Raw genomic sequence first — 21,659 nt, 5'->3', positions numbered from 1 at the left:
AAGCGTCACTGCGCACCGAAGAAACCGCCTCACCGTTCGATCGCCTCCTTCGGCGATTGAATACTCAAAGCGTGCAAGAGCTTTGGATCGGTTGCCGCTGTGAACGGTGTCGGCCTTTACGCCGCACCCTTTTGCGGGGCGATCGCGATGGCGGAGAGGTCGGTCTCCGGGTTAACCGGCGTTTTCGCTTCCTTGCGCTCTGAATAGCGGTCGACCAATTGAGCCGAGTGCGGCCGCAGGAGGATCGTAAAGCGGACGAGTTCCTCCATGACATCGACGATGCGGCTGTAGTAGCTGGAAGGCTTCATGCGCCCGTTCGCATCGAATTCCTGGAACGCCTTGGCGACGCTCGACTGGTTTGGGATGGTGTACATGCGCATCCAACGTCCAAGGATACGCAGCGTATTGACTGCGTTGAAGCTCTGCGAGCCGCCCGACACCTGCATGACAGCGAGGGTACGGCCTTGCGTCGGACGGATGCCGCCCATGTTCAGCGGCAGATGATCGATCTGCGCCTTCATGAGTCCGGTGATCTGGCCATGGCGCTCTGGTGAGCACCAGACCATTCCTTCGGACCAAATCGCATGCTCACGGAGCTCCTTGACGGCCGGGTGATCGTCGCCCTTGACCTGGTCGGGCAGCGGCAGGTCCGAAGGGTCGAATATGCGGGTCTCCGCGCCGAAGTACTCGAGAATTCGCGCCGCCTCTTCTACCGAGAACCGGGAGTAAGAGTGCTCGCGCAGCGATCCGTAGAGGAGCAGGATGCGCGGCTTGTGGTCCAACGGACCGAGACCTTCCGCTGGATTGCGATGCGCGTAGGCAGGGTCGAGAGCCGGCAGGTGGTTGATGTCGGGAACGGTGCGCAATCTCATTTTTCAGGGTCTCCTATGCTTCAGACAGCCGCGGGAGCCGTTTCGGCGAAGTAGCGGCGGCCGAGCCACAGTGCGAGCTGCACCAGCAGAATCAGCACGGGCACCTCCACGAGCGGTCCGATGACCGCGGCGAAGGCCACTGGCGATGCAAGACCGAAGGCGGCAATGGCAACAGCGATCGCCAGTTCAAAATTGTTGCCGGCTGCCGTGAATGCCACGGCGGTGGTGCGCGGATAGTCGGTGTCGATCAGTTTCGCCATGAAGAAGCTGACGGTGAACATAATGACGAAGTAGATCGTCAGGGGGATTGCGATCAGGACGACATCGAACGGCAGCCTTACGACATCGCCGCCCTTCAGACTGAACATCGCCACGATGGTGAACAGCAGCGCCGCAAGGGTGATTGGGCTGATCTTCGGAAGGAAGGCGTTCTCGTACCAGTCCGTGCCTTTTGCCTTCGTAAGAATGCGGCGCGACAGGTAACCGGCGAGGAACGGTATCCCGAGATAGATCAGCACTGCTTCGGCGATCGTCCAGAAGGACACGTCGATCACGCTTCCTTCCAGGCCGAAAAGCGGCGGCAGAAAAGTGAGGAAGAACCAGGCGTATATGCTGAAGAAGAGTATCTGGAAGATCGAATTGAAGGCGACGAGACCTGCAACGTATTGATTGTCGCCGCGGGCCAGCTGGTTCCAGACGAGAACCATGGCGATGCAGCGCGCGAGACCAATCAGGATAAGGCCCGTCATATATTCCGGATAGTCGCGCAGGAACAACACGGCGAGCCCGAACATAAGCACCGGGCCGATCAACCAGTTCTGCACCAGGGAGAGCGTTAGTATGCGCTTGTCGGCAAAGACCTGATGGAGTTCCTCGTAACGCACCTTGGCCAGCGGCGGATACATCATCAGGATGAGTCCGATCGCAATCGGAACGTTAGTGGTCCCCACGGAAAGACTGTCGAGGGCTGCCGGCAAGCCCGTGAACACGGTGCCGAGCACAAGGCCGAGCGTCATGGCGGCAAATATCCAGACCGTAAGATAGCGATCGAGAAACGAGAGGCGGATTGTGGGTTGGGCGGGACGCAACTGCGTTCTCCTTGAAAATGAAGTCCGGTGCGCAGCCTCGCTCGAGGCGTCGCTTCGCTTGCTCTGGTCTGCTCTGCTTCGGCTAGACGCGCCGACCGCTCGCGTCGACGACGACCTGGCCGTCTTCCTTCGCGAAAGCGCCCTTCTGCTCCTGGGGCAGGATCTCAAGGACGACCTCGGAAGGTCGGCACAGCCTGACGCCAAGCGGCGAGACGACAATGGGGCGGTTGATCAGGATCGGATGCTGCATCATCGCGTCGAGGAGCTGCTCATCGGTGAGAGCCGGATCGCCGAGGCCGAGTTCTGCGTAAGGTGTACCCTTTTCCCGAACCAACTCGCGAACGGGTATACTCATACGCACGACCAGCTGCTCCAGCAGCCGCCGGCTTGGCGGAGTCTTCAAATACTCGACCACATGCGGTTCGATTCCGGCGTTGCGTATCATTGCCAAGGTGTTCCGAGACGTGCCGCAATCGGGGTTGTGATAAATGACGATGTCGATCGGGTCTTTCATGCGACGTCGGGCCTCCGTGCAGTGGAACCTTCCATCTGGCCGATCTCGTGCAGTTTTGCCGTCAAGCTCAGCCGCTCCAGGCTTTCCACCGGAAGCGCTGCGAAGGCGGCAATGCGGAGTTTCATGTAACGAAGCGTCGTGGCGAACGCGACGCGCTTCTCGGCGTCCGTCCCCTCGACGGCTGCCGGGTCTTCGACGCCCCAGTGCGCTGTCACGGGCTGTCCCGGCCAGACGGGGCACGCCTCGCCCGCGGCATTGTCGCAGACGGTGAAGACGAAATCGAGTTGGGGAGCGCCGGGCACGGCAAATTCGTCCCAGCTTTTCGACCGAAGCCCTTCGACGGGATAGTGGTGGCCTGCGAGCGTCTCGATGGCGAACGGATTGACCTCGCCCTTGGGTTGGCTCCCCGCGGAATAGGCATTGAACTTGCCGGCTCCGTCCTTTCGCAGAACGCTTTCTGCGATGATCGAACGTGCTGAATTGCCCGTGCAGAGAAACATCACATTGAACGTCGTCTTGGTCATCCGGTTACCTTTTCCTTTGAACGACAGGGATTGAGTTCCTCGATCAGCGGAGCGCAGAGATCGGCATCCCCTCCGCAGCAATCCTTGAGGAGAAAAAGGGTGAGATCGCGCAGACGCGAAACATCCGCGCGGTAAACGATGAGGCGGCTGCGGCGCTCCGAAGACACCAAGCCCGCCCGAGCAAGAATATTCAGATGCGTCGACATGGTGTTGTGGGGGACCGCCAAGGTGCGCGCGATATCGCCGGCGGGCAGCCCGTGGGGCTCATGCCGGACAAGAAGGCGGAAGGTCTCCAGCCGGGTCGATTGAGCGAGCGCCGCAAGGGCCAGAATTGCATTTTCCTGTTCCATATGTCGAGAATACTCGAAATGTGGACAGTGTCAAGCGTCGATGCCGTGAACCATGCCTTCGAGCACTGGGCAACGCACCGGCCCATACGCGGAAGCGACTCTCGGAATTGATCGGAAGTGCAGGTAAGTGGATTGCAGGACTCCTCTTTAATAGCTAAAGCGGTGTCGACATTCATGTGGAGGACATCGCCGTGGCGAACGCACGTAGAATCGCAATTCTCTCTGCTCTTCTGGCAGTGATGGCAGGAGGCCCCGCTCACGCCCAGGACAGCAAGACACTGACGATCACCGACGACCGTGGCGTGAAGGTGGAGGTCCCCCTTCAGCCGAAACGCATCGCCTCGATCTCCTACTTCGCGGATGACGTGGCTCTTGCCCTTGGCATCAAGCCCGTGGCGAGCACCTATATGACCGCGGGACGGGAGCCGGACTTCCTCCTCGGCATGACGGCAGGCATGAAGCAGATCGGCCAGCGGGCCAAGCCAAACCTGGAACTTCTTGCGGAAGCCAAGCCCGACCTGATCGTCGCCATCCGCCGCTACACCGTCGGCAATGCGCCGCACCTCGAGAAGATTGCCCCCTATGTCGCTTACAACATGGAGCTTTTGGACGGGAGCGACCGTGAGATCGCCGAGCTCTCGAAGATCCTCGGCAAGCCCGAGCGCGGCCTCCAGTTGAACAAGGAGTTCCGCGAGCACCTGGCGAAATTCGCCGCCGGGGCTCCGAAGGAGGTGAACCCTCGCTTCGCGATCATGTGGGGTGGCGAGACGCCGTTCGCATTCCACACGGAAAACACGGCTGCGTCCATCGTCGCGGCGATTGGTGGCGAGAACATCGCCGGCAACATGACGCCGGGCGGAGAGTTCGGTGTCGATCTCAGCCTGGAGACCATGCTCGAGAAAGACCCTGAAGTCCTCTTTATCTATGACTCGGGCCCCGATCGGCCGCATGAGAACAACCCGATCTGGCAGGAACTGACGGCCGTCAAGAACAATCGGGTTTTCTATGTCGGTGACCAGTGGGTCGAGACCAACGGCCCTATCGCGCGCGAAATCGTTCTGCGCGAGGCGGCCCACTACCTCTATCCCGACGTCTTCCCTGCCGTGGACGTGAAGGCGGAAGCCGCCAAGATCATTCCCGCCGAGGCTCAGAAATAGCGGACGAGCGATCGCGACGGCGATGGGCACCCGGAAATCCTCCATAGCCATAGGCCTCGTCTTCGCGGCGACACTGCTGATTGTTCTCGTCGGGCTGCTGTATGGGGCGCGGACACTTTCCATCGATGCCGTTCTGCGCGTGCTCTTTGCTCCCGACGGCAAGATCGAGTCGATCCTGGTTTGGACCCTGAGGCTGCCGCGAAGCCTCGCGGCCGCCGTCGCGGGTTCGGGCCTCGCTGTCTCGGGCTATCTGCTGCAGGCACTGACCCGCAACCCGCTCGCCGATCCGGGGATTACGGGCGTCACCGCCGGCGCCGTTGCGCCCATCGTTGGCTGCTTCGTCTTGCTGCCATGGTTTTCATCCGCCTACTACCCGTTCGTAGGCCTTGCGGGCGGTCTCGCCGCCGCTTGGGTGACGTTCTGGGTGGCACGCGGCGGAACCGGGCGCCCGCTTCATCTCGCCCTCGCGGGCGTCAGCGTGTCGCTGTTTCTCGGGGCGATCACGATTTACATGCTGCTCCTGGCGGGGCCGCAATCGACCGCACTGCTGTTCTGGCTATCGGGCGGCTTCGCCGGACGCACCTGGTCGCACCTCGTCCATATGCTTCCCTGGGTGGGCCTTGGGGTAGTGGGAGCGCTGTCGCTGCACCGGGTAATCGCCATGTTCGCCCTGAGCGATCACGCCGCCGCCGGAATGGGCGTGCAGCTTCATTTCTGGAAACCCGTCCTGCTGCTTCTCGGCATCTGTCCGGTAGCGGGCGTCGCCCCCGTTGCAGGCCCCGTCGCCTTCGTCGGTCTGGCAGCCCCGCATATCGCCCAGCTCCTGCGGCCCTCGGGAACTGCGTTTGAGATCGCGCTCACGGCGGCCATCGGGGCGCTAATGGTGACCTGCGCCGACTTCATCGCCCGCACCATTGCCATCCCGAAGGAGCTTCCCGTCGGCATTATCACCGCGCTTCTCGGCGGGCCGATTTTCATCTATCTCATCCAGCGAGGACGCGTCGGTATCAAGGGAAAGACCGCATGACTCCAGTCCCGCTCGGCCTTACCCGACCGAAACCGTGGCTCCTGCCCGCGGTCATTCTGCTGGTCCTGTTCTCGTTCGTCGCCGCTGTGCTCCTTGGCGTGGTCGACATTCCCGCAGCGGACGTCGTCTCGGTTCTGTCCGGGAGCGGTTCGCCTGAAGCGCGTTCGATCATTCTCGACATCCGTCTGCCACGTATCGTCACGGGCATCCTTGCCGGGATTCAATTCGCCGTCGCAGGACTATTGCTCCAGACGATAACCCGAAACCCTCTCGCCGATCCGTCATTGATGGGGGTGTCGCAGGGCGCGACTTTGACGGTCACAGCGTTCTTGCTGTTCACCGTCTACATCTTTAATCCCGGTTCCAACACCGTGGCCGAGCTGCCGATCGCATGGCTGCCGCTGGCGGGAATGATGGGTGGCATCGCGGCGGGAGGCGTCATCTACATTATGGCTTTCCGGCTCGACCTCAGTCCGCTCAGGATCACGCTCTGCGGGATCGCGATTGGGGCGGTGCTGCACGCGCTTGCCATAGGCCTGATTGCGGGCTGGGGCTCGGCCCGCATCGAGATCATTCTCGAATGGCTCTCCGGAAGCCTTTATGCGCGCACATGGGATCACGCGATCTTCCTGCTGCCGTTTACGATCGCCGGCCTGGCCGCCCTCCCTCTGATCTATCGTCCGCTGGTCCTCTTGCAGTTCGACTCCGCTGTCGCCCGTTCCTTTGGGCTCTCCTATCGCAAGCAGTTTTCGCTTGCCCTGCTCGTATCCTGCACGCTCGCCGCAAGCGCCGTGGGTGCAGTGGGCCCGATCGTTTTCGTAGGGCTCATGGTGCCGCATCTGGCGCGCTTCCTCGCCGGGCGCGATTTCCCGCTGGTGCTTCCCCTGACGGTCGTCCTCGGAGCGGTCATCGTCACCCTCGGGGACCTGATTGGTCGTCTGGTCGGGCAAGCCGAAGAAGTGCCGATCGGAGTGGTCACTGCCATCGTCGGGGTGCCGGTACTGCTCGCCCTTGTACGCAAAGCTCCCTGAGATCGCCCATGCCTCTGAGATGTACGCAATTATCGGTTAACTACGGTCGCCGGAAGGCGCTGAGCGGCTTTCGGCTATCGGTGCAGAAAGGCGAAATCCGCACCCTTATCGGACCGAACGGCTCCGGAAAAAGCACGGCACTACAGGCAATGGCAGGCTTGATCCGCCCCGCGGAGGGGCAGGCGAAGATCGGGGATGTTGCGGTGACTTCGATGTCGCGGCGCACCATCGCCAAAAAGCTGGCCTTCTTGCCGCAGCAGCCCTCCGCCCCCGAGGAGATGACGATCGCCCAGCTTGTGCGGCAGGGGCGCTTTCCTCATGTCGGGCTCTTCCGCTCCTACGACCACAAGGACGAGGCGGCCATCGAATGGGCGCTTGAAAGCACCGGCCTCACGCGTCTGGCGAATCGAACGCTTCAGGAACTCTCGGGCGGCGAACGGCAGCGGGCGTGGATATCGGCGGCGCTGGCGCAGGAGGCAGCCATCCTTCTGCTCGACGAGCCGACGTCATTCCTGGACATCGGATATCAGGTGGAGGTTCTGGACCTCGTCCATCGCCTCAGCCGAGAGAAAGGCGTGACGATCGTCATGGCGATTCATGACATCAACCAGGCGATTGCCATCAGCGACCGCATCTCGCTGCTGGAGAAAGGCGAGTTGCGCTTCGACGGGGAGCCGAAGGCACTCGCCGAAAGCGGCCTGATCGAAAAGACATTCCGGGTGAAGGGGCGGTTCGTCGAGGTCGCCCCGGACAAGCCGCCGCATTTCGACGTCGAGCTTACACGCTTCCTGCGTTCCGGCGCTTGATCAGGCGGAACACGATCTTGGTCTGGGTGTAATAGTTCAGGGCATCGGCAAAATCCGGAGTCCAGCCATCCTCGACGAATGGAATGTACCCGTCATACTCCAGCTTCCGGCCGGAGACCTCGAAGCCAGCCTTCGCAAAGGCGCGGCAGTAATCGGAAATGGAGCGATCCTGGACGACGGTGTTCGTGCGCCTCGCCACGAGCTCCCGCCATTTCGGCCAGAGCGGGTTGTCCGTGTGGCAACCCGTAACGGCGTAGTACACTCCACCCGGCTTCAGAGCCTTGAAGATGTCGGCGGCATGGGCGCCGATGTCCTCGAGGAGGTAAATGACCTCATGGCTGATCGCGAGATCGAACTCGTCGACCCAGCCTTCGAGAGTTCCACCAACAGCGTGTTGGACGGGAATGTTGCCCTTCAAAGTCTCGGCCTTCGCGATGGATTGCTCTGCAATGTCGATGCCTAGCGCCTTGCGGAACGGCCTGATCGCATAAAGATGCCGCAGCAGGCCGCCCTGGTTGCAACCGAAGTCGAGGACGTTCTTTTCCGAAAGATCGCGCTCGACGATGAGCCCTACGAGATGCCGCCAGATCGGGGCGTGTCCGTCCGCCATCCTGTCTTCCGCGTCCGGGTCGACGTACCATGTGGTGATGGTTTTCTGTGCCTCATGGCTCATATGCCGTCTCTCCCGTGCGATTCTTCTGATGCGACTCTCATAGGGTCGCCAGAACGACGTGGATAGCTCAAATCGAAATGAGTTCGAACTCGATATTCCGGATGAGTGCCGTCGATAACCGCAACGCCGCCCCTTCGGTTACTCGGCGCGCATGCCAGAGTCGCGACGAGGAGCTACGACCATCGCAATCGCCGGCCCTCATGAGTGGCCGGCTTGCGATCCTCTTAACGCAGGACGTGAACATCCCGGGAAGACGGCCTGCAACCGCCTCGTGGAGGAAGGATGAACTCCCTTGGGCGGTACCTCACGGCGAGCGCCACATCCCATTCGACGCCCATTGACATCCCCGGTTCGGGCACCCCCATGCGCCTCAAAAGTAGAACTCGGTGAAGGACAGGTTCTCGGCCGAAATCTCCGTGAGGGTGACGCCCTCGATCAGGATGCCGGCATCGTGGAACCCGTCGAGCGTGACGAAAACGCCGTCCTGCGTGTCATGCGAGGCCGCCAGGAAATCCGCGTAGCTGCGGATCGAGGCGATCTGGCCGTCGGCGTCGATGGCGAAGCTGAGGATGTCGCCCGCCAAAGCGCTGAAATCCGCGATGCGGTCGACGCTGTCGGTCTCAAGAGACGAGACGTACCACTGGAAGATGTCAGCATCGCCGCCACCGTGCAGATAATCGGCTCCCTCCTGGCCTGACAGCCGGTCCCTGCCCGTATGTCCCCACAAGTGATCGTCACCCGAACCGCCGCTCAGATCGTCGACCCCAGCTTCGCCCCGCAGATCGTCGGAGCCGACGCCGCCAAGCAGGCGGTCGTCGCCAAAATCGCCGGACAGGAAGTCGTCGCCGTCGCCGCCGAGCAGGCGGTCGTTGTCATCGCCACCGAACAGGCGGTCGTCTCCGGCCCGTCCTTCCAAAAGATCGTCACCGAAAAAGGCTGAGAGCTGATCAGCCCCGTCGGCGCCACGCAGCGTATCGTCAAGATCGCCAAATCTCCCGCTCGACACGGTGAAGCTCTCGATGTCGGTCCATGTCAGCCCGGTCGAGATCGATCCACGCGTCGCGTCGAAATCGACAGGCCCAAGCAGATGGGACACTTCGAACGCGAGGTGATCGTTGCCTTCCCCCCCGTCGACGCTGCCCGAGCTCCCCGCTCCGATCCGGTCATCCCCTGTGCCGCCGTCGACGCTGTCCGAACCCCACGCTCTGATCTGGTCATTCCCCGCGCCGCCGCTGATCGTTGCCGGGCCGCTGCCGGAGAAACGCGAAATCCGGTCGTCGCCATCGCCGCCGTCGATGACGTCGCGACCGTCGAAGCTTTCCATGATGTCGTTGCCCGATCCGCCAAAGAGGCGATCGTCTCCCGGGCCACCGTCCATTCTGTCATCGCCGGCGCCGCCCTCGAGGATATCATTGCCGGCTCCCGCCCTGACATTGTCATCCCCGTCGCCGCCGGACATCGAGTCGGCTCCGCTCCCGCCGGACAGGCCGTCATTCCCCGCCCCGCCGAAGAGGCGGTCATTGCCGGCATCGCCGGTCAGGCCGTCATTGCCGTCTCCGCCCGACAAAACGTCATTGTCCAAGCCGCCGTTCAGGTTGTCGTTGCCGTCTCCGCCTTCGATTCGATCGTCACCCGCACCGGTATTGGCGAGGAGATCGTCGAGGCCGCCGGCGATCACGGTATCGTCGCCGCTTCCGGTCCAGACACGGGCCGTCTCGAGGTTGCGCAGGACCGTGCCGGTCGATGCACTGCCCGCGGCGAAGTCGATGGTGACGCCATCCACGTCTTCGGAATTGTCGATTGTAACCAAATCCCGTCCGGCGCCGCCATCGATCACAGCCGAATACAGCGTCGTGGTGATCGCGTCGGACCCGTCACCGGTCACGATGACATCGTCGCGCGTACTGCCGTAGACGATGTCATTTCCACTGCCGGTGAGCAGCTCCAGGCGCTCGATATCCCGGAAGAAGACATGCTGGGCGGTCGAGGGATCGCGGCCTATCATGGCGTGACCCTGCAGACCGTTGAAGATCACGTCCTCCGTCGCCAAGGAGGCATTGACGGCGAGGGTATCGTGGCCAGCGCCGCCGGTGACCGCGCCGCCCGTCCCGGCGAGGATCAACCGGTCGTCGCCGTCGCCGCCGTCGAGGCGGTCATAGCCGCTTGTGCTCCTGACGACGTCGTCTCCCGCACCGGCATCGACAAGGTCATCTCCGCCACCGCCATCGATGTCGTCATTGCCGGCAAGGCCCCAGATGCGATCCGTCTCGTCCGTCCCGCGCAGCGTATCGCCCCCGCCCGTCCCCACGATCGTCGTCATGAAACCGCTCCTCCCAGCTGAGACACGAGGCGTCCGGAAGATAAGCCGATACCTAATAGTTGATCAGGGAAATATAGTTCTGCTTCTCGGCAAGTTCAATTACAATAATAGTCTGATATTATATTTAATTATGATCGAAATTTGAAACAAATTACTAAAGACAGAAGCGCCTCTCCGGTCACGAATGCCGCTACACTTCAGCATCGCTCCGGAGTTCGGGAAGATCGACCTGCATCCCTCGCCTTGAGCGGATTCGAACCCTCGGCCCTAGCCAGCCTTAGGCTCGTGCGGCCGACGCGGTCGCTACGATGGCCAATCCAGGCGTAGATTTCTTCACCAAATGGTGCTATTTGTAGCACCAAAATCAGGAACCCGAACGATGCGATCGACTATCAACCTCGACGACGCTCTCATGGAAAGGGCCAAGTCCCTAACCGGCACGAAAGAAACCGCCGCTCTGGTCCGCCAGGCATTGGAGACGCTTGTCCGTGTGGAGTCAGGAAAACGCCTCATCGCGCTCGGGGGAACTATGCCGGATGCGGCGGCAGCTCCACGCCGCCGGAGCGCAGCTGCCAAGTGATTCTTGCCGACACTTCAATCTGGATTGATCATTTCCGGCATACCGATGCCGAGCTGCGTAGGATTATTGAGGACGATCGTCTCCTCTGCCATCCGGCCGTGATCGGAGAGCTTGCACTCGGCAGTCTTCGGGAACGCAGTAGTGTGATAGCATTCCTGATGGCTCAGCGCGAAGCACTCGTCGCAACGCACCACGAGGTCATGATGATGGTTGATCGCCACGCCATTTTCAGCATGGGGATTGGCTACACGGATGCCCATTTGCTGGCATCGGTTCTCCTCGATCAGCGAGTGGCTTTGTGGACGAGAGACAAGCGTTTGCGGGCGGCGGCCGAAAAGGCGGGGGCGTCGTTGCACACCCCCCATACGCGGAACTGAACACTGAATAAAAGGCCATGACCGTTGCTCTTGCTGGTGGCGTCAGGACCGTTTCAACACTCTCTCTCTCTCTCTCTCTTTTTTTAGTATGGGAGCTGGGCCTCTATCGCGGACTTGTCGATTACCGACCATACCGACCGGATCTTCGATCCTACGAACTCGTAGAAAACGTTCTCCGTGAAGGACACTCGACGTCCATTGACGCTTAGACCCATGAACTCGCCTTTCGGGGAGCAATCGAATGAAAGGCGGGCAGCAAGGCGCGGCGGTTCGCAGACAAGCAGTTGAATGTTGAACTGCAAATTCGGAATGTCTACGAAGTCCTGCACCAGCATTTCCCGGTAGCCCGATAGTCTTAGAAGGCGATCGTTATGCCGCACATCGTTGTCAACGAATTGACCAAGCTCGTCCCAGGCTTGTCGATTGAGGCAATCCAGGTAGGCACGATAAATGTCAGCGAGTTCTCCGCTCATTATTTCCTCCAGTAGGTGCACGCAACGCGGCTTCAAATGTCGAGAGATAGCGTACTGCCGCTTTCCTCCAATGCGGCAATTGGCAGGGCGGACCGCAACGTCTTTCCCATAGGAGTTGATCCACCAATGTCTCCGATTTTGCACGCAATGTCGCCGGCTGCCGCATTATCTCTATTCTTCGGGCTCTCCGCCCGATCGCGGACGATGGCTACAGGCAGATGCGCCCGGCGCTTCGGTGAGAAGGTCGATTCCTATCCGTCGCCTTGAACGGATTCTATCCGGCGATCCAGCTGCCCGGCCGCGACCGCCCGTATTCGGATAGAAGTGAAAGGTCAGCCTTGCCAGGGATCGACGGTAACAAGGCCGGTGCCTTCGAAGTCTCTGGTGTTTCGTGTCACAACGGTCATGTCGTGAACCAGAGCCGTCGCCGCAATCAGCGCGTCGGCCTCATTGCGCCGGTCGGGGATGTGCAGGTGGGCGCAACGTGTCGCAACCGCATCGTCAACCGGCAGAATACGGCCGGCGAATTCCGGACGCACGTGACTGTCGAGCCAGGAACGCAACCGAGCGCCTTGTGCGGCGTCTCGGCGGTACACCCCGACTACGCCCCGCTCCAGTTCGAGAATTGTGATCGCCGAAAGGAAAAAGCGCGATGCATCTTCCGCTCCGATCCATGCGACGACATTGGCATCGGCTTTGCCGTCACCGATCTTGCGCAGTTCGGAAACCACATTAGTATCGAGCAGATATCTCAAGACAGGTCCACGTCGCGGGGACTGATTTCAACGCGGTGCGGCTCGAAATCGATCCCCGACAGGCCGGGCATGGCGAGAGCCTCGACAAGACTGCGGTGCTTGCCGGTCAAGCGCTCAAATTCATTGTAGGTCATGAGCACATGGGAAGGCTTGCCGCGATCCGTAATGATGACCGGGCCGCTTTTTGCTGCCTTCTTGGCGCTACTCACGTCGTGGTTCAACTCTCGGCTGGAAAGGGTCGTAATACCCACAACTCACCTCCATGTAGGTAGTTACCTACATATAGCCGTCAAAACAAGAGAAAACAAGCCGCACGGGACCAGCGCGTGCACCAGGGGTTCAATGGCGATGTCCGGCGCTGCAGCTTTCTACTCGATACATCATGCGATGCCGGGAACACACTCAACGATCACGTTCCAAATCGGCCATCAGCCTTCTTCTGTCCCGCCTGCTTCTGATTTGCTCCGTTTGTAGCTCTCTTCCACGGATCACCGGTCCGCCGGCATTTTCGAGCACAACGAAAACTCGGCGCGCGCCGATGGGAAGGTCTTCCGAGCCGTAATGGCCTACGATTTCGACCATGATGGAGCGAACTTCGCTGTGCCATTCGCCGGCAGGCGGGCTTTCCGATCTGGCATGCAGCGCGTGGCGCATCAGGGTCCCGAAGGAACCCAGATCCCTGATCTCGCCGCTCCCTAAAGGGCCTTGCCGGGTGCGCTGCCGAGCTTCGGCCGGAGACTCTCCTTCCGGATGCAGCATGTCCGTTACAGGGCAGATGAGCGACCCCGCAGTGGTCTCCAGTTTAACAAACACGCTCGCCACGTGGACTGGTCCCGAGCTCATATTGCTGAGGAAGCAGTGAGCGTCCAATCCGGCTCCCGCGCCGCGCGTAATCAACAAGGTGGCGCGGAGCTGCCTTCGATAGTTGCTGACGAACACCTGCAGGTAAACCACCCAGACGGCCAGGGTCCCCAGCCCGGTAAGCGCGGTGATAAGTTCGCGATGATCTTCAATCCACTGCATCCCGTTTCTCCGGCAGACGTGCGAACCTTTGGTGTCCAATACCTTGAACGCCAATGCCACTTGGCGGTCAGCGATCCAATCGCGTGGAAGCCCCAGCGGCGGGCGAGAGGGCTCGCTCCTGCAACCGCTGAACATCCGTTGTGTTGCATTACAGGGAATGGCTGCCCGGCCGTTTCCACCCGCACCAAACGGCCGGAGGAAGCGTGGTCCTTGTCACTGATCGGACTACGACACGGCGGGGTCGCCTCCGTAAAGGGGGCCACTCTGAGAAACCTTGCGGTCTCCGACCTCGAATTCATCTCCGAGTCGGTGATCGGGATCAGGTAGTTTGGGCAGTTCGCCACGTGACGCGACCAGCGGACTGGACCGGGGTTACCCGGTCCGAGCCAATGCGCGGAGACGCGAGAGAGATTCAATCAGCAACGGCTCGTTATCGAGCATCGCACCCAGATGTCTTTTGGCCAGGAAGTTCAGAACCCGTTCGCCATAATCGGTGAGGCCGACAAGGACGCGGCGCTTGTCGTCGGCCGATGGGATCCGCAGGGCCAGTCCAGCCGCCACCAGCCGGTCAACGAGCTGAACCGCGCCGTGATGTTGTATCAGCATCTCTTCGGCGAGTTGTCGGAGCATGATTCGGCTTTGGGGAGCAACTTTGAGTACCAGCAGTGCTTGGTATTGTTGCGAAGTCACGCCCGCCTCGGAAAGGACCGCCTCGCTGAAGGAGAGGAAGCGACGCATGGCCAGCCTGACTCCGGCCAGCCCCTCGAACACCCCCGGATCAAGCGCCTCCTCATCGGCAATCTCAGGGACTTGTGTGCGGGACCTAGAACCTGCGCCGGAGGGCATTCGTAACATCCTTTGTTTACATCACGTTATGATATATACTGGTTGCACCTCAGGAGGGAGGAGGCGCGAGCGCGCCCACTTATCTGAACGGCGAATGCCGCAAGTGCCGCGCTCGCTAACTATATCGCCAAATACTGTCATTGCGAGGGCATGTCTTTGGCAAGCTGAGGTATAAATCAAATGCCGAAGGGGCAGCCTGAAATCATTTCAGGCTGCCCCTTCCCTCGCCCCAGCCGCCACAGCCAATATTCGTCCAAAGACGCCGTTCAGCTGCTCGTCTCGACTTCCGAGAGCGATGGAAGTTCCTCCAAGCTTACAAGCGCATCGGCACAGGTATCGGCCGCATCCGGAACCGGCTTCGACAGACCAGCAACGACCGCCCAGCCTCCCTCCTCGATGAAATTGTCTTGTTCCCAACTGGACTTGGACTTGAGTTCCACAAGCTTTTGTGCCGCGTCGGGGGCGGACACGAAATTGTGCACGCAAACGTTTGAAATGAGCTCTGCACGAGCCTGCCGGACCGCGAGATCGGCCATGGTTCCGGCACGCCCTGCTGTCGTCCAACCGCCCCATGTGAAACCGACGACCATAGTCAGTATCGATGAGCCGACAACCGACCAGAACCATACACTCTTGGAAGGTCGGTACGCCGCCCAACCGCTGTCATTCGTTTCGGCCATGTCTCTCCTCCTCCGTTTTATATCATAGTATGATATAATTTCTGTTCAAGCAAACTCTTGGAGTGGGCCCGAGTTCAAAGGCGGCGAGCGCGCCGGCGCCATTCTGTCTCGCCGTATGGTCTTGCGGATGTAGAATGATGATTTCCTTGCAGCGGAGAAGTCACCATGTCTTTCAACTCGCAACGGCTTCAATTTTCCGGCCATTCCGGCGCGACGCTCGCCGCGCGCCTCGATCTACCGAACGGGCCATTGCGCGCCTACGCGCTTTTTGCCCATTGCTTCACCTGTTCCAAGGATCTCGCGGGAGCGCGCCGCGTTGCAGCAGAGCTGGCGCGCGAAGGTATCGCTGTTCTGCGTTTCGATTTCACGGGTTTGGGGTCGAGCGAAGGTGAGTTCGGCTCGACCAATTTCTCCTCCAATGTTGCCGACCTGCTCTCAGCCGCCGACTATCTGCGCCAACACTATCAAGCGCCGTCGCTTCTGGTCGGCCACTCACTCGGCGGCGCCGCCGTCCTGGCCGTCGCCGGGGACATTCCTGAGGTCCGCGCCGTTGCTACGATCGGTGCGCCGGCCGATGTCCGCCACGTCTTGAAGAACTTCGGAGCGAGTCTCGAGGAGATCGAGAAGACCGGGTCGGCCGAAGTTGATTTTGCCGGGCGCAGGTTCCTCATCAGAAAGCAATTTGTCGAAGACGCGCGTGCACAGCGCATAAAAGACTCTGTTGCGAGCCTGAGAAAACCGCTTCTCATTCTTCACGCGCCGTTGGACCAGACGGTCGGAATCGAGAACGCTACTGAGATCTTCAGCGCGGCGAGGCATCCGAAAAGTTTTGTTTCGCTCGACAGTGCCGATCACCTGCTCACCGACCCCAAGGATGCGGCCTTTGCCGGACGGATCATTTCGTCATGGCTGACCCGCTATCTTGCCGCCGATACGCCGCAGGGCACCGGGCCGATTGAACATGTGCGTGTGATGGAAACGGGCGAAGGCAAGTTTCAGAACGCGATTCAGGCTGGCGGTCATCGGCTGTTCGCCGATGAACCAGAGAGCGTGGGTGGGCTCGATTCCGGACCATCGCCCTATGACTTCCTGTCCATTGCTCTTGGCGCCTGCACCTCGATGACGCTGCGCCTCTATGCCGACCATAAGCAGCTGTCGCTCGGACGCATCGGCGTCGACGTCTCGCATGCGAAGATCCATGCAAACGATTGCGAAGAGTGCACCGAACCGGAACGCAGCGGCGGGGGCAGGATCGATCGTTTCGAACGCGTCATTTCCATCGATGGCGAGGTCTCGGAGGAGCTTCGCGGCAAGATCGCCGAAATTGCCGACAAGTGCCCGGTCCATCGCACGCTCGAGGCAGTGGCGAAGATCAGGACGACCGTGAAACCAGGATCACATTAGCTTCATGCGCCCGAATCGGCCTTCCGTTTTCGGGGAACGCTGAGCAATTGGTGTTGAATGGGCGACTAACCGGTGTCTGACACCAGAACGCCCACCGCGCCGGGTGCTAATGACTTCGCGTGGAGGCAACTTGAATTCGCGTTCGCGAGAGGCGAGCAATCGTGCTGAGGTTTGCAAGGGGCCCTTAGGACCGAAGCACGACAAACAACGCTTGACGAGCTGAACGGCGCCATTATGTGAGCGAAAGGCACCGATTACATTCTCTGCATATATCATGCTATGATATATATTGCTTGGCACTCAGCCGGGAGTGCGCGCGCGACGTAGTTCCAAAGGGCAAACGGCGCGCTCGCGAGTTGCATTGCTGAATAGTGTCACCTCGGACGACCTCGCCAGCAATGCGGCCGACGACCCGTTCGGCTCAACTTCCGCACGAAGCGGTCCCGGCTGCGCCAGGGAGGTTCAGATGCAAGTAACGGATGCTTGGGAAGAATGGTGGCGAGGGTTGGGACATGTTGCCCGGTGCAACCGTGACATGGCACGAACACGCGAAGCATTTGAAGCTGGGTATGCGGCCGGCCGTCTCACCCGTCAACGAGCCGATGACGCAGCCGAATTGCACGAGGCCCCCGCCCGGGGGCGCAAAGACACCAGACCTGGAGAGCTACAAGAGCAGCGCGGGAGAGTACCTAGCAGCGCGCTTTCGGAGTAGTCCCGATCCAGGCGGATAGATCACGTCCTGTTGGCGCTTGCCGTCAAGGCGCTCCTCGGTGAACGCCGCTCGAAATCGCAATCCGGCAGCGAAGCGGCCATGGACAGCACGCCGCGATCAACGCGGAACGGGGAGCGCTGAGCATTTGCGAATTCATACCCAATAGGGCGGAATGCCATAATAGTCGTAGACTTTACGGCCGCTTTCGGGCCCCCAGTCATATTCCCGGTCTGCGGGATAGCGCGGGGCTCCCTCGACCTGTTCCTTTGTGATGTTCACCTGGAAACCGCCGAGATCCGTATTGTAGTCGAGCATTTCCCAGGGAAGCGGATAATGTTCATGTCCAACCCCGAGAAAGCCGCCAAAGCTCATCACGGCATAGGCGACGCGTCCACCGCGTTTTTCCAGAATGATCCTCTCTATTGAGCCTACCTGATTGCCGTTCATGTCGTAGACAGTGGTGCCCACGACCATGTCGCTGGCGATGAGGTCATGCGATTGATGCAGATTAGGGTCGGCCATCGTTATTCCTCCTGTGGTGGCCCAACGCTCCTGGATATGAGTTGTTCCGCGGATCGCTTCCCAAGGGCAAGAGCTTGACTATTTCTGCCGTGGGGCCGAGAGCTCGCCACCCGCCGAAACGAGCTTGCCGGCGCGCTTGAGCATCACCGCCTCGACCAATGTTCGCGCCGCATTGCGGACCTCTTCCTGCACGGCCTCGTCCGCATCAAGCTCCTGGTGACTGAGCGCGTATGGCTTCCAGTAGCCGATATAGCGATCCATCTCCGCCAAGGGCCCCGCCGGCTCGAGATGCATGTAGCACAGCCAGTCGGACAGGCTGCGTCGAACGTTCTCGGCCCCCTCCACGTCCCCGTGAACGATGACGGAGAAGAGCCGCCCGGCGAGATGCCGAGGATAGTTCCAGCCTTGGAGTTCAAGCGCCTTTGCGAGCTTCGCATCCTTGCCCTGTGTCAGGGTAGGGTCCGGATTGCCGCCATCCGCGCAAACCAGCCGATCCATCATCAGCTTTACCGGCGACGAGACCTGATACCAGTTCACAGGCGTGACGATCATGATGCCGTGCGCCTCTACCCACATCGGATAGATGTCGTTCATCCAGTCGTCGACCTGGCCGAGCGAGTAGTTGGGATAGCAGGAGCACGGCCAGTGGCAGAGGGCCGGCGAGGTGGAAAAGCAGGCCTTGCACGGGTGGATCGTTCGCCCATATTCCGAAGTAAGGCGGTGCAGCTCGAGTATGCTGGTCTTGACCCCCGCCGTTTGATCAATCGTTTCCTGCGCGATCCGCGTCAGCCGATAGGATTTCGACATTTCGCCGGGACAAGTGTGTTCGCTGCGCGATGACCCGCTGATCAACAGGATGCGCGCGGGACCCCAACGGTCCGAATGACGCTCTTGCGCAGCATGAATTGCGTCGCGCGCCGCGAGCCAATCGACGGACAGGTCGTAATCGGGGTCCTTGAAGGCAGTGCCGGCCTTGCGCGTGTTGGGTGCTTTTCGCTCGTTGGAATAGGCATCCCAAGCCGCCGCGGCGATCTTATCCAGCTCCGATCGAAGACCGCTGAAAACCGGGTCTTGGAAACGGCTGAGGAAGCGGCGGCGAAATTCGTTCTCGGCCAGCCTGGGGCTCGGCGTTCCCGTTCGCGGCTCAAGCACTGGCGGGAGAGATTGCGTCCCGGGGATCTTTGCCATCATCCCATCCAACGTAGCTGGCAAGTTCCATTGTAATCGACCACGACGCCGATTGTTCCGATAGGGCGGCTTTGGCCTCCCGTCCTCCGACGCGTGCGAAGGAGATGCGAGCGACCGCGATAGCAGCGCTGGCGAATCAGGCAATCGGCAACAGGAGACGTTTCCCAGCCACAGAACAATGCAGTTTGAGGGTATCCACCCGCGGGCGCTTCGGCTAGCTTTCGCAAAAGGTTAGGAGGACACATGGGCCTGTCAGACGTTTTTGGTCGATTGGTCGCACTGATCGGTGCCGCCGCAATCCTTGTGCGCCGCCAGAACGGCGCTTCTCTGGAACCCGCCTATGGTACCGCCCCGAAGATCCCGGGAGCCAAGCCCCAGGGCATTCCCACCCTGAAAATGCCTACGGCCAGGGGATGGACCGATGGGCAAATGCCGACTGCCGTGGCTGGGCTGAAGGTGAACGCATTCGCGGCCGGGCTCAAACATCCTCGCTGGATTGAGGTGTTGCCGAATGGCGACGTACTGGTCGCCGAGGCGCTCAGCGAGCCGGGGGGCATCAAATCTGCCTTCGACTACGCCATGTTCACCACAATGAAACGCGCCGCTGCAGTGGGCGCAAGTCCGAACCGCATCTCGCTTTTGCGTGATGCTGACGGCGACGGCGTGGCCGAAATACGCACCGTATTTCTCGACGGGCTCAATCAGCCGTTCGGCATGGCGTTGCTGGGCGATACCTTACATGTCGGCAACACGGACGGGGTGGTCGCGTTCCCCTATGAAACGGGCGACACCAGCATCGGCGCGACAGGGCGAACGCTGGCAGACTTCAAGGGCGGCGGGCACTGGACACGCAGCCTGCTTGCCAGTCGCGATGGACGAAAGCTCTTCATCGGCGTCGGGTCGCTCAGCAACATAGGCGAGCGCGGCATGGCGGCCGAGGAAGGACGGGCGGCCATTCACGAGCTTGACCTCGAGAGTGGTGAACACCGCATATTTGCCTCCGGTTTGCGGAACCCGGTAGGCATGGCATGGGAGCCAACGACAGGTGCACTCTGGACGGTCGTCAATGAACGCGACGGGCTGGGCGACGAGACGCCTCCCGACTATCTGACATCCGTCCGCGACGGTGGTTTTTATGGATGGCCCTATTGCTACTGGGGGCAGATCGTGGACCACCGGGTGCCGCAGGATCCGGCCTTGGTCGCAACCGCTTTGACGCCGGACTATGCCCTGGGCGGACACACTGCATCGCTCGGTCTTTGCTGGCTTCCCGCAGGCACTCTGCCCGGCTTTCCGGATGGGATGGTGATCGGTCAGCATGGTTCCTGGAACCGCAGCTCGCTGAGCGGCTACAAGGTTGTCTTCATACCGTTCGTAGACGGACGCCCCGCCGGCCCCCCGCGCGACATTCTGACCGGCTTCCTTTCGCCCGACGAGCGGGCGTCCTATGGACGGCCGGTCGGAGTCAGCCTCGGCCCGAACGGTTCCTTGCTGGTAGCGGACGATGTCGGCGACGTGATCTGGAGGGTGACGGGCGCGGCGGCGTGAGCGTCCAACGGGTGCGCATTTGCGAGACTGGAGTACCCGCGCCTGTATTCGGATAGAAGTGAAGGGTCAACCTTTGCCAAGGATCGACGATAACGACGCCGGTGCCTTCGAAGTCTCTGGTGTTTCGTGTCACAACGGTCATGTCGTGAACCAGAGCCGTCGCCGCAATTAGCGCGTCGGCCTCATTGCGCCGGTCGGGGATGTGCAGGTGGGCGCAACGTGTCGCAACCGCATCGTCAACCGGCAGAATACGGCCGGCGAATTCCGGACGCACGTGACTGTCGAGCCAGGAACGCAACCGAGCGCCTTGTGCGGCGTCTCGGCGGTACACCCCGACTACGCCCCGCTCCAGTTCGAGAATTGTGATCGCCGAAAGGAAAAAGCGCGATGCATCTTCCGCTCCGATCCATGCGACGACATTGGCATCGGCTTTGCCGTCACCGATCTTGCGCAGTTCGGAAACCACATTAGTATCGAGCAGATATCTCAAGACAGGTCCACGTCGCGGGGACTGATTTCAACGCGGTGCGGCTCGAAATCGATCCCCGACAGGCCGGGCATGGCGAGAGCCTCGACAAGACTGCGGTGCTTGCCGGTCAAGCGCTCAAATTCATTGTAGGTCATGAGCACATGGGAAGGCTTGCCGCGATCCGTAATGATGACCGGGCCGCTTTTTGCTGCCTTCTTGGCGCTACTCACGTCGTGGTTCAACTCTCGGCTGGAAAGGGTCGTAATACCCACAACTCACCTCCATGTAGGTAGTTACCTACATATAGCCGTCAAAACAAGAGAAAACAAGCCGCACGGGACCAGCGCGCTCGACATCCAATCGCTTCGTCTCGCACAAGCCGTCTGATCATACAGTCCGCTTGCTCGGACGACGGTTGAAATTCAAGCACATTTGTTCGAATGGCCGATCCCGAACTCTGATTCTTTTGCCTCTTCTACCTGCCTGTGCGGTCCCTCTTCGTCGCTCCCCTAGGCTGCATCATCGCGCACATGCATCTTTGCAAGCGGCACTCCTATTTTGTGGCACGGCCGCTAAGGTCTGCTGCAACTCACTTCGCGATAGTGCGTGAAGAAGCTTGGAGAACGATGCTTCGATTGTAACGCCCCCTCTGTGGAAGCCAAAGTAAAATACCGTAGGATACGCATCCAGCATTCGGGTGAATCCATTCTTCGCATTTCG

Annotated in this window: 24 protein-coding genes and 1 pseudogene; 8 read left to right on the top strand and 17 right to left on the bottom strand. The window is 60.6% G+C overall.

Annotated features, from left to right (window positions below; all coding sequences use genetic code 11):
* Positions 1-116: 116 nt before the first annotated feature.
* From arsH to BHD07_RS11770, 5 genes are all read right to left on the bottom strand, one after another.
* Positions 117-872 carry an arsenical resistance protein ArsH gene (arsH, locus tag BHD07_RS11790; protein ID WP_338280253.1) on the bottom strand — a complete coding sequence of 252 codons (756 nt, stop codon included), beginning with the start codon at positions 870-872 and terminating at the stop codon, positions 117-119.
* 20 nt (positions 873-892) lie between these two features.
* Positions 893-1,960, bottom strand: coding sequence for an ACR3 family arsenite efflux transporter (gene arsB, locus BHD07_RS11785; RefSeq protein WP_338280251.1), 1,068 nt, complete (start codon positions 1,958-1,960; stop codon positions 893-895).
* 82 nt (positions 1,961-2,042) lie between these two features.
* Positions 2,043-2,474: an arsenate reductase (glutaredoxin) gene (arsC, locus tag BHD07_RS11780; protein ID WP_338280249.1), complete on the bottom strand. Its 432-nt coding sequence runs from the start codon at positions 2,472-2,474 to the stop codon at positions 2,043-2,045.
* Positions 2,471-2,998 (bottom strand): arsenate reductase ArsC, encoded by a 528-nt coding sequence (locus tag BHD07_RS11775; protein WP_338280247.1) that lies wholly within the window; start codon positions 2,996-2,998, stop codon positions 2,471-2,473. The genes arsC and BHD07_RS11775 overlap by 4 nt, the downstream gene beginning before the upstream one ends.
* Positions 2,995-3,348 carry an ArsR/SmtB family transcription factor gene (locus tag BHD07_RS11770; RefSeq protein ID WP_324764925.1) on the bottom strand — a complete coding sequence of 118 codons (354 nt, stop codon included), beginning with the start codon at positions 3,346-3,348 and terminating at the stop codon, positions 2,995-2,997. Before BHD07_RS11770 ends, BHD07_RS11775 begins: the two co-directional genes overlap by 4 nt.
* 239 nt (positions 3,349-3,587) lie before the next feature.
* On the opposite strand from BHD07_RS11770, the gene BHD07_RS11765 reads away from it, so the two are divergent.
* The 4 genes from BHD07_RS11765 to BHD07_RS11750 are packed head-to-tail and all read left to right on the top strand — an operon-like array spanning position 3,588 to position 7,369.
* Positions 3,588-4,505 (top strand): ABC transporter substrate-binding protein, encoded by a 918-nt coding sequence (locus tag BHD07_RS11765; RefSeq protein WP_338280922.1) that lies wholly within the window; start codon positions 3,588-3,590, stop codon positions 4,503-4,505.
* Positions 4,506-4,527: 22 nt separating this feature from the next.
* Positions 4,528-5,532, top strand: coding sequence for a FecCD family ABC transporter permease (locus tag BHD07_RS11760; protein WP_338280243.1), 1,005 nt, complete (start codon positions 4,528-4,530; stop codon positions 5,530-5,532).
* Complete coding sequence (locus BHD07_RS11755) at positions 5,529-6,563, top strand: FecCD family ABC transporter permease (RefSeq protein ID WP_338280242.1); 1,035 nt, start codon at positions 5,529-5,531, stop codon at positions 6,561-6,563. The genes BHD07_RS11760 and BHD07_RS11755 overlap by 4 nt, the downstream gene beginning before the upstream one ends.
* An 8-nt stretch (positions 6,564-6,571) precedes the next feature.
* The gene (locus BHD07_RS11750; RefSeq protein WP_338280239.1) at positions 6,572-7,369 is read left to right on the top strand and encodes an ABC transporter ATP-binding protein; all 798 of its coding nucleotides are present in this window, start codon (positions 6,572-6,574) and stop codon (positions 7,367-7,369) included.
* On the opposite strand, the gene BHD07_RS11745 is transcribed toward BHD07_RS11750, so the two are convergent.
* Complete coding sequence (locus BHD07_RS11745) at positions 7,341-8,042, bottom strand: class I SAM-dependent methyltransferase (RefSeq protein WP_338280237.1); 702 nt, start codon at positions 8,040-8,042, stop codon at positions 7,341-7,343. The genes BHD07_RS11750 and BHD07_RS11745 overlap by 29 nt on opposite strands.
* 370 nt (positions 8,043-8,412) lie before the next feature.
* Complete coding sequence (locus tag BHD07_RS11740) at positions 8,413-10,362, bottom strand: calcium-binding protein (protein ID WP_338280235.1); 1,950 nt, start codon at positions 10,360-10,362, stop codon at positions 8,413-8,415.
* A 379-nt stretch (positions 10,363-10,741) separates the two neighbouring features.
* Between BHD07_RS11740 and BHD07_RS11735 the strand changes: the two genes are divergently transcribed.
* Both BHD07_RS11735 and BHD07_RS11730 read left to right on the top strand, forming a co-directional pair.
* Positions 10,742-10,942: a type II toxin-antitoxin system VapB family antitoxin gene (locus tag BHD07_RS11735; RefSeq protein WP_338280233.1), complete on the top strand. Its 201-nt coding sequence runs from the start codon at positions 10,742-10,744 to the stop codon at positions 10,940-10,942.
* On the top strand, positions 10,939-11,319 hold the full coding sequence (locus tag BHD07_RS11730) for a type II toxin-antitoxin system VapC family toxin (protein ID WP_338280231.1): 381 nt from the start codon (positions 10,939-10,941) through the stop codon (positions 11,317-11,319). The genes BHD07_RS11735 and BHD07_RS11730 overlap by 4 nt, the downstream gene beginning before the upstream one ends.
* Positions 11,320-11,402: 83 nt before the next feature.
* On the opposite strand, the gene BHD07_RS11725 is transcribed toward BHD07_RS11730, so the two are convergent.
* The 6 genes from BHD07_RS11725 to BHD07_RS11700 all read right to left on the bottom strand — a co-directional run bounded on the left by BHD07_RS11725 (position 11,403) and on the right by BHD07_RS11700 (position 15,096).
* Positions 11,403-11,792 carry an ester cyclase gene (locus BHD07_RS11725; RefSeq protein WP_338280229.1) on the bottom strand — a complete coding sequence of 130 codons (390 nt, stop codon included), beginning with the start codon at positions 11,790-11,792 and terminating at the stop codon, positions 11,403-11,405.
* A gap of 332 nt (positions 11,793-12,124) precedes the next feature.
* Positions 12,125-12,547, bottom strand: a complete 423-nt coding sequence (locus BHD07_RS11720; RefSeq protein WP_338280227.1) for a type II toxin-antitoxin system VapC family toxin — start codon at positions 12,545-12,547, stop codon at positions 12,125-12,127.
* Complete coding sequence (locus BHD07_RS11715; protein ID WP_338280214.1) at positions 12,544-12,798, bottom strand: type II toxin-antitoxin system Phd/YefM family antitoxin; 255 nt, start codon at positions 12,796-12,798, stop codon at positions 12,544-12,546. The genes BHD07_RS11720 and BHD07_RS11715 overlap by 4 nt, the downstream gene beginning before the upstream one ends.
* A 151-nt stretch (positions 12,799-12,949) precedes the next feature.
* Entirely contained in the window at positions 12,950-13,570 is a 621-nt protein-coding gene (locus BHD07_RS11710; protein ID WP_338280226.1) for a hypothetical protein, read from the bottom strand.
* Between the two features lie 372 nt (positions 13,571-13,942).
* Entirely contained in the window at positions 13,943-14,416 is a 474-nt protein-coding gene (locus BHD07_RS11705) for a MarR family winged helix-turn-helix transcriptional regulator (RefSeq protein WP_018096595.1), read from the bottom strand.
* A 266-nt stretch (positions 14,417-14,682) separates the two neighbouring features.
* Positions 14,683-15,096 (bottom strand): hypothetical protein, encoded by a 414-nt coding sequence (locus BHD07_RS11700; protein WP_338280224.1) that lies wholly within the window; start codon positions 15,094-15,096, stop codon positions 14,683-14,685.
* A 165-nt stretch (positions 15,097-15,261) separates the two neighbouring features.
* Here BHD07_RS11700 and BHD07_RS11695 point away from each other — a divergent pair, with 165 nt between their 5' ends.
* Positions 15,262-16,500 carry a bifunctional alpha/beta hydrolase/OsmC family protein gene (locus BHD07_RS11695; RefSeq protein WP_338280222.1) on the top strand — a complete coding sequence of 413 codons (1,239 nt, stop codon included), beginning with the start codon at positions 15,262-15,264 and terminating at the stop codon, positions 16,498-16,500.
* A gap of 865 nt (positions 16,501-17,365) precedes the next feature.
* Here BHD07_RS11695 and BHD07_RS11690 read toward each other — a convergent pair.
* Positions 17,366-17,734: a PRC-barrel domain-containing protein gene (locus BHD07_RS11690; protein WP_018096592.1), complete on the bottom strand. Its 369-nt coding sequence runs from the start codon at positions 17,732-17,734 to the stop codon at positions 17,366-17,368.
* Between the two features lie 78 nt (positions 17,735-17,812).
* The gene (locus tag BHD07_RS11685; RefSeq protein WP_445190482.1) at positions 17,813-18,925 is read right to left on the bottom strand and encodes a flavodoxin family protein; all 1,113 of its coding nucleotides are present in this window, start codon (positions 18,923-18,925) and stop codon (positions 17,813-17,815) included.
* A gap of 240 nt (positions 18,926-19,165) precedes the next feature.
* Between BHD07_RS11685 and BHD07_RS11680 the strand changes: the two genes are divergently transcribed.
* The gene (locus BHD07_RS11680; RefSeq protein ID WP_338280217.1) at positions 19,166-20,470 is read left to right on the top strand and encodes a PQQ-dependent sugar dehydrogenase; all 1,305 of its coding nucleotides are present in this window, start codon (positions 19,166-19,168) and stop codon (positions 20,468-20,470) included.
* A 73-nt stretch (positions 20,471-20,543) separates the two neighbouring features.
* On the opposite strand, the pseudogene BHD07_RS11675 reads toward BHD07_RS11680, so the two are convergent.
* Together BHD07_RS11675 and BHD07_RS11670 are read right to left on the bottom strand one after the other, a co-directional pair.
* A pseudogene (locus tag BHD07_RS11675) lies at positions 20,544-20,960 on the bottom strand (type II toxin-antitoxin system VapC family toxin); the annotation flags it as partial.
* The gene (locus BHD07_RS11670) at positions 20,957-21,211 is read right to left on the bottom strand and encodes a type II toxin-antitoxin system Phd/YefM family antitoxin (protein ID WP_338280214.1); all 255 of its coding nucleotides are present in this window, start codon (positions 21,209-21,211) and stop codon (positions 20,957-20,959) included. The pseudogene BHD07_RS11675 and the gene BHD07_RS11670, both read right to left, overlap by 4 nt.
* Positions 21,212-21,659 lie beyond the last annotated feature (448 nt).

Origin of the sequence: Sinorhizobium sp. KGO-5 (genome assembly GCF_036245905.1) — a bacterium.
GTDB lineage: Bacteria > Pseudomonadota > Alphaproteobacteria > Rhizobiales > Rhizobiaceae > Sinorhizobium > Sinorhizobium meliloti_A.
The sequence above is the reverse complement of the archived record's forward strand: the minus strand, read 5'-3'. Positions and strand labels throughout refer to the sequence as shown.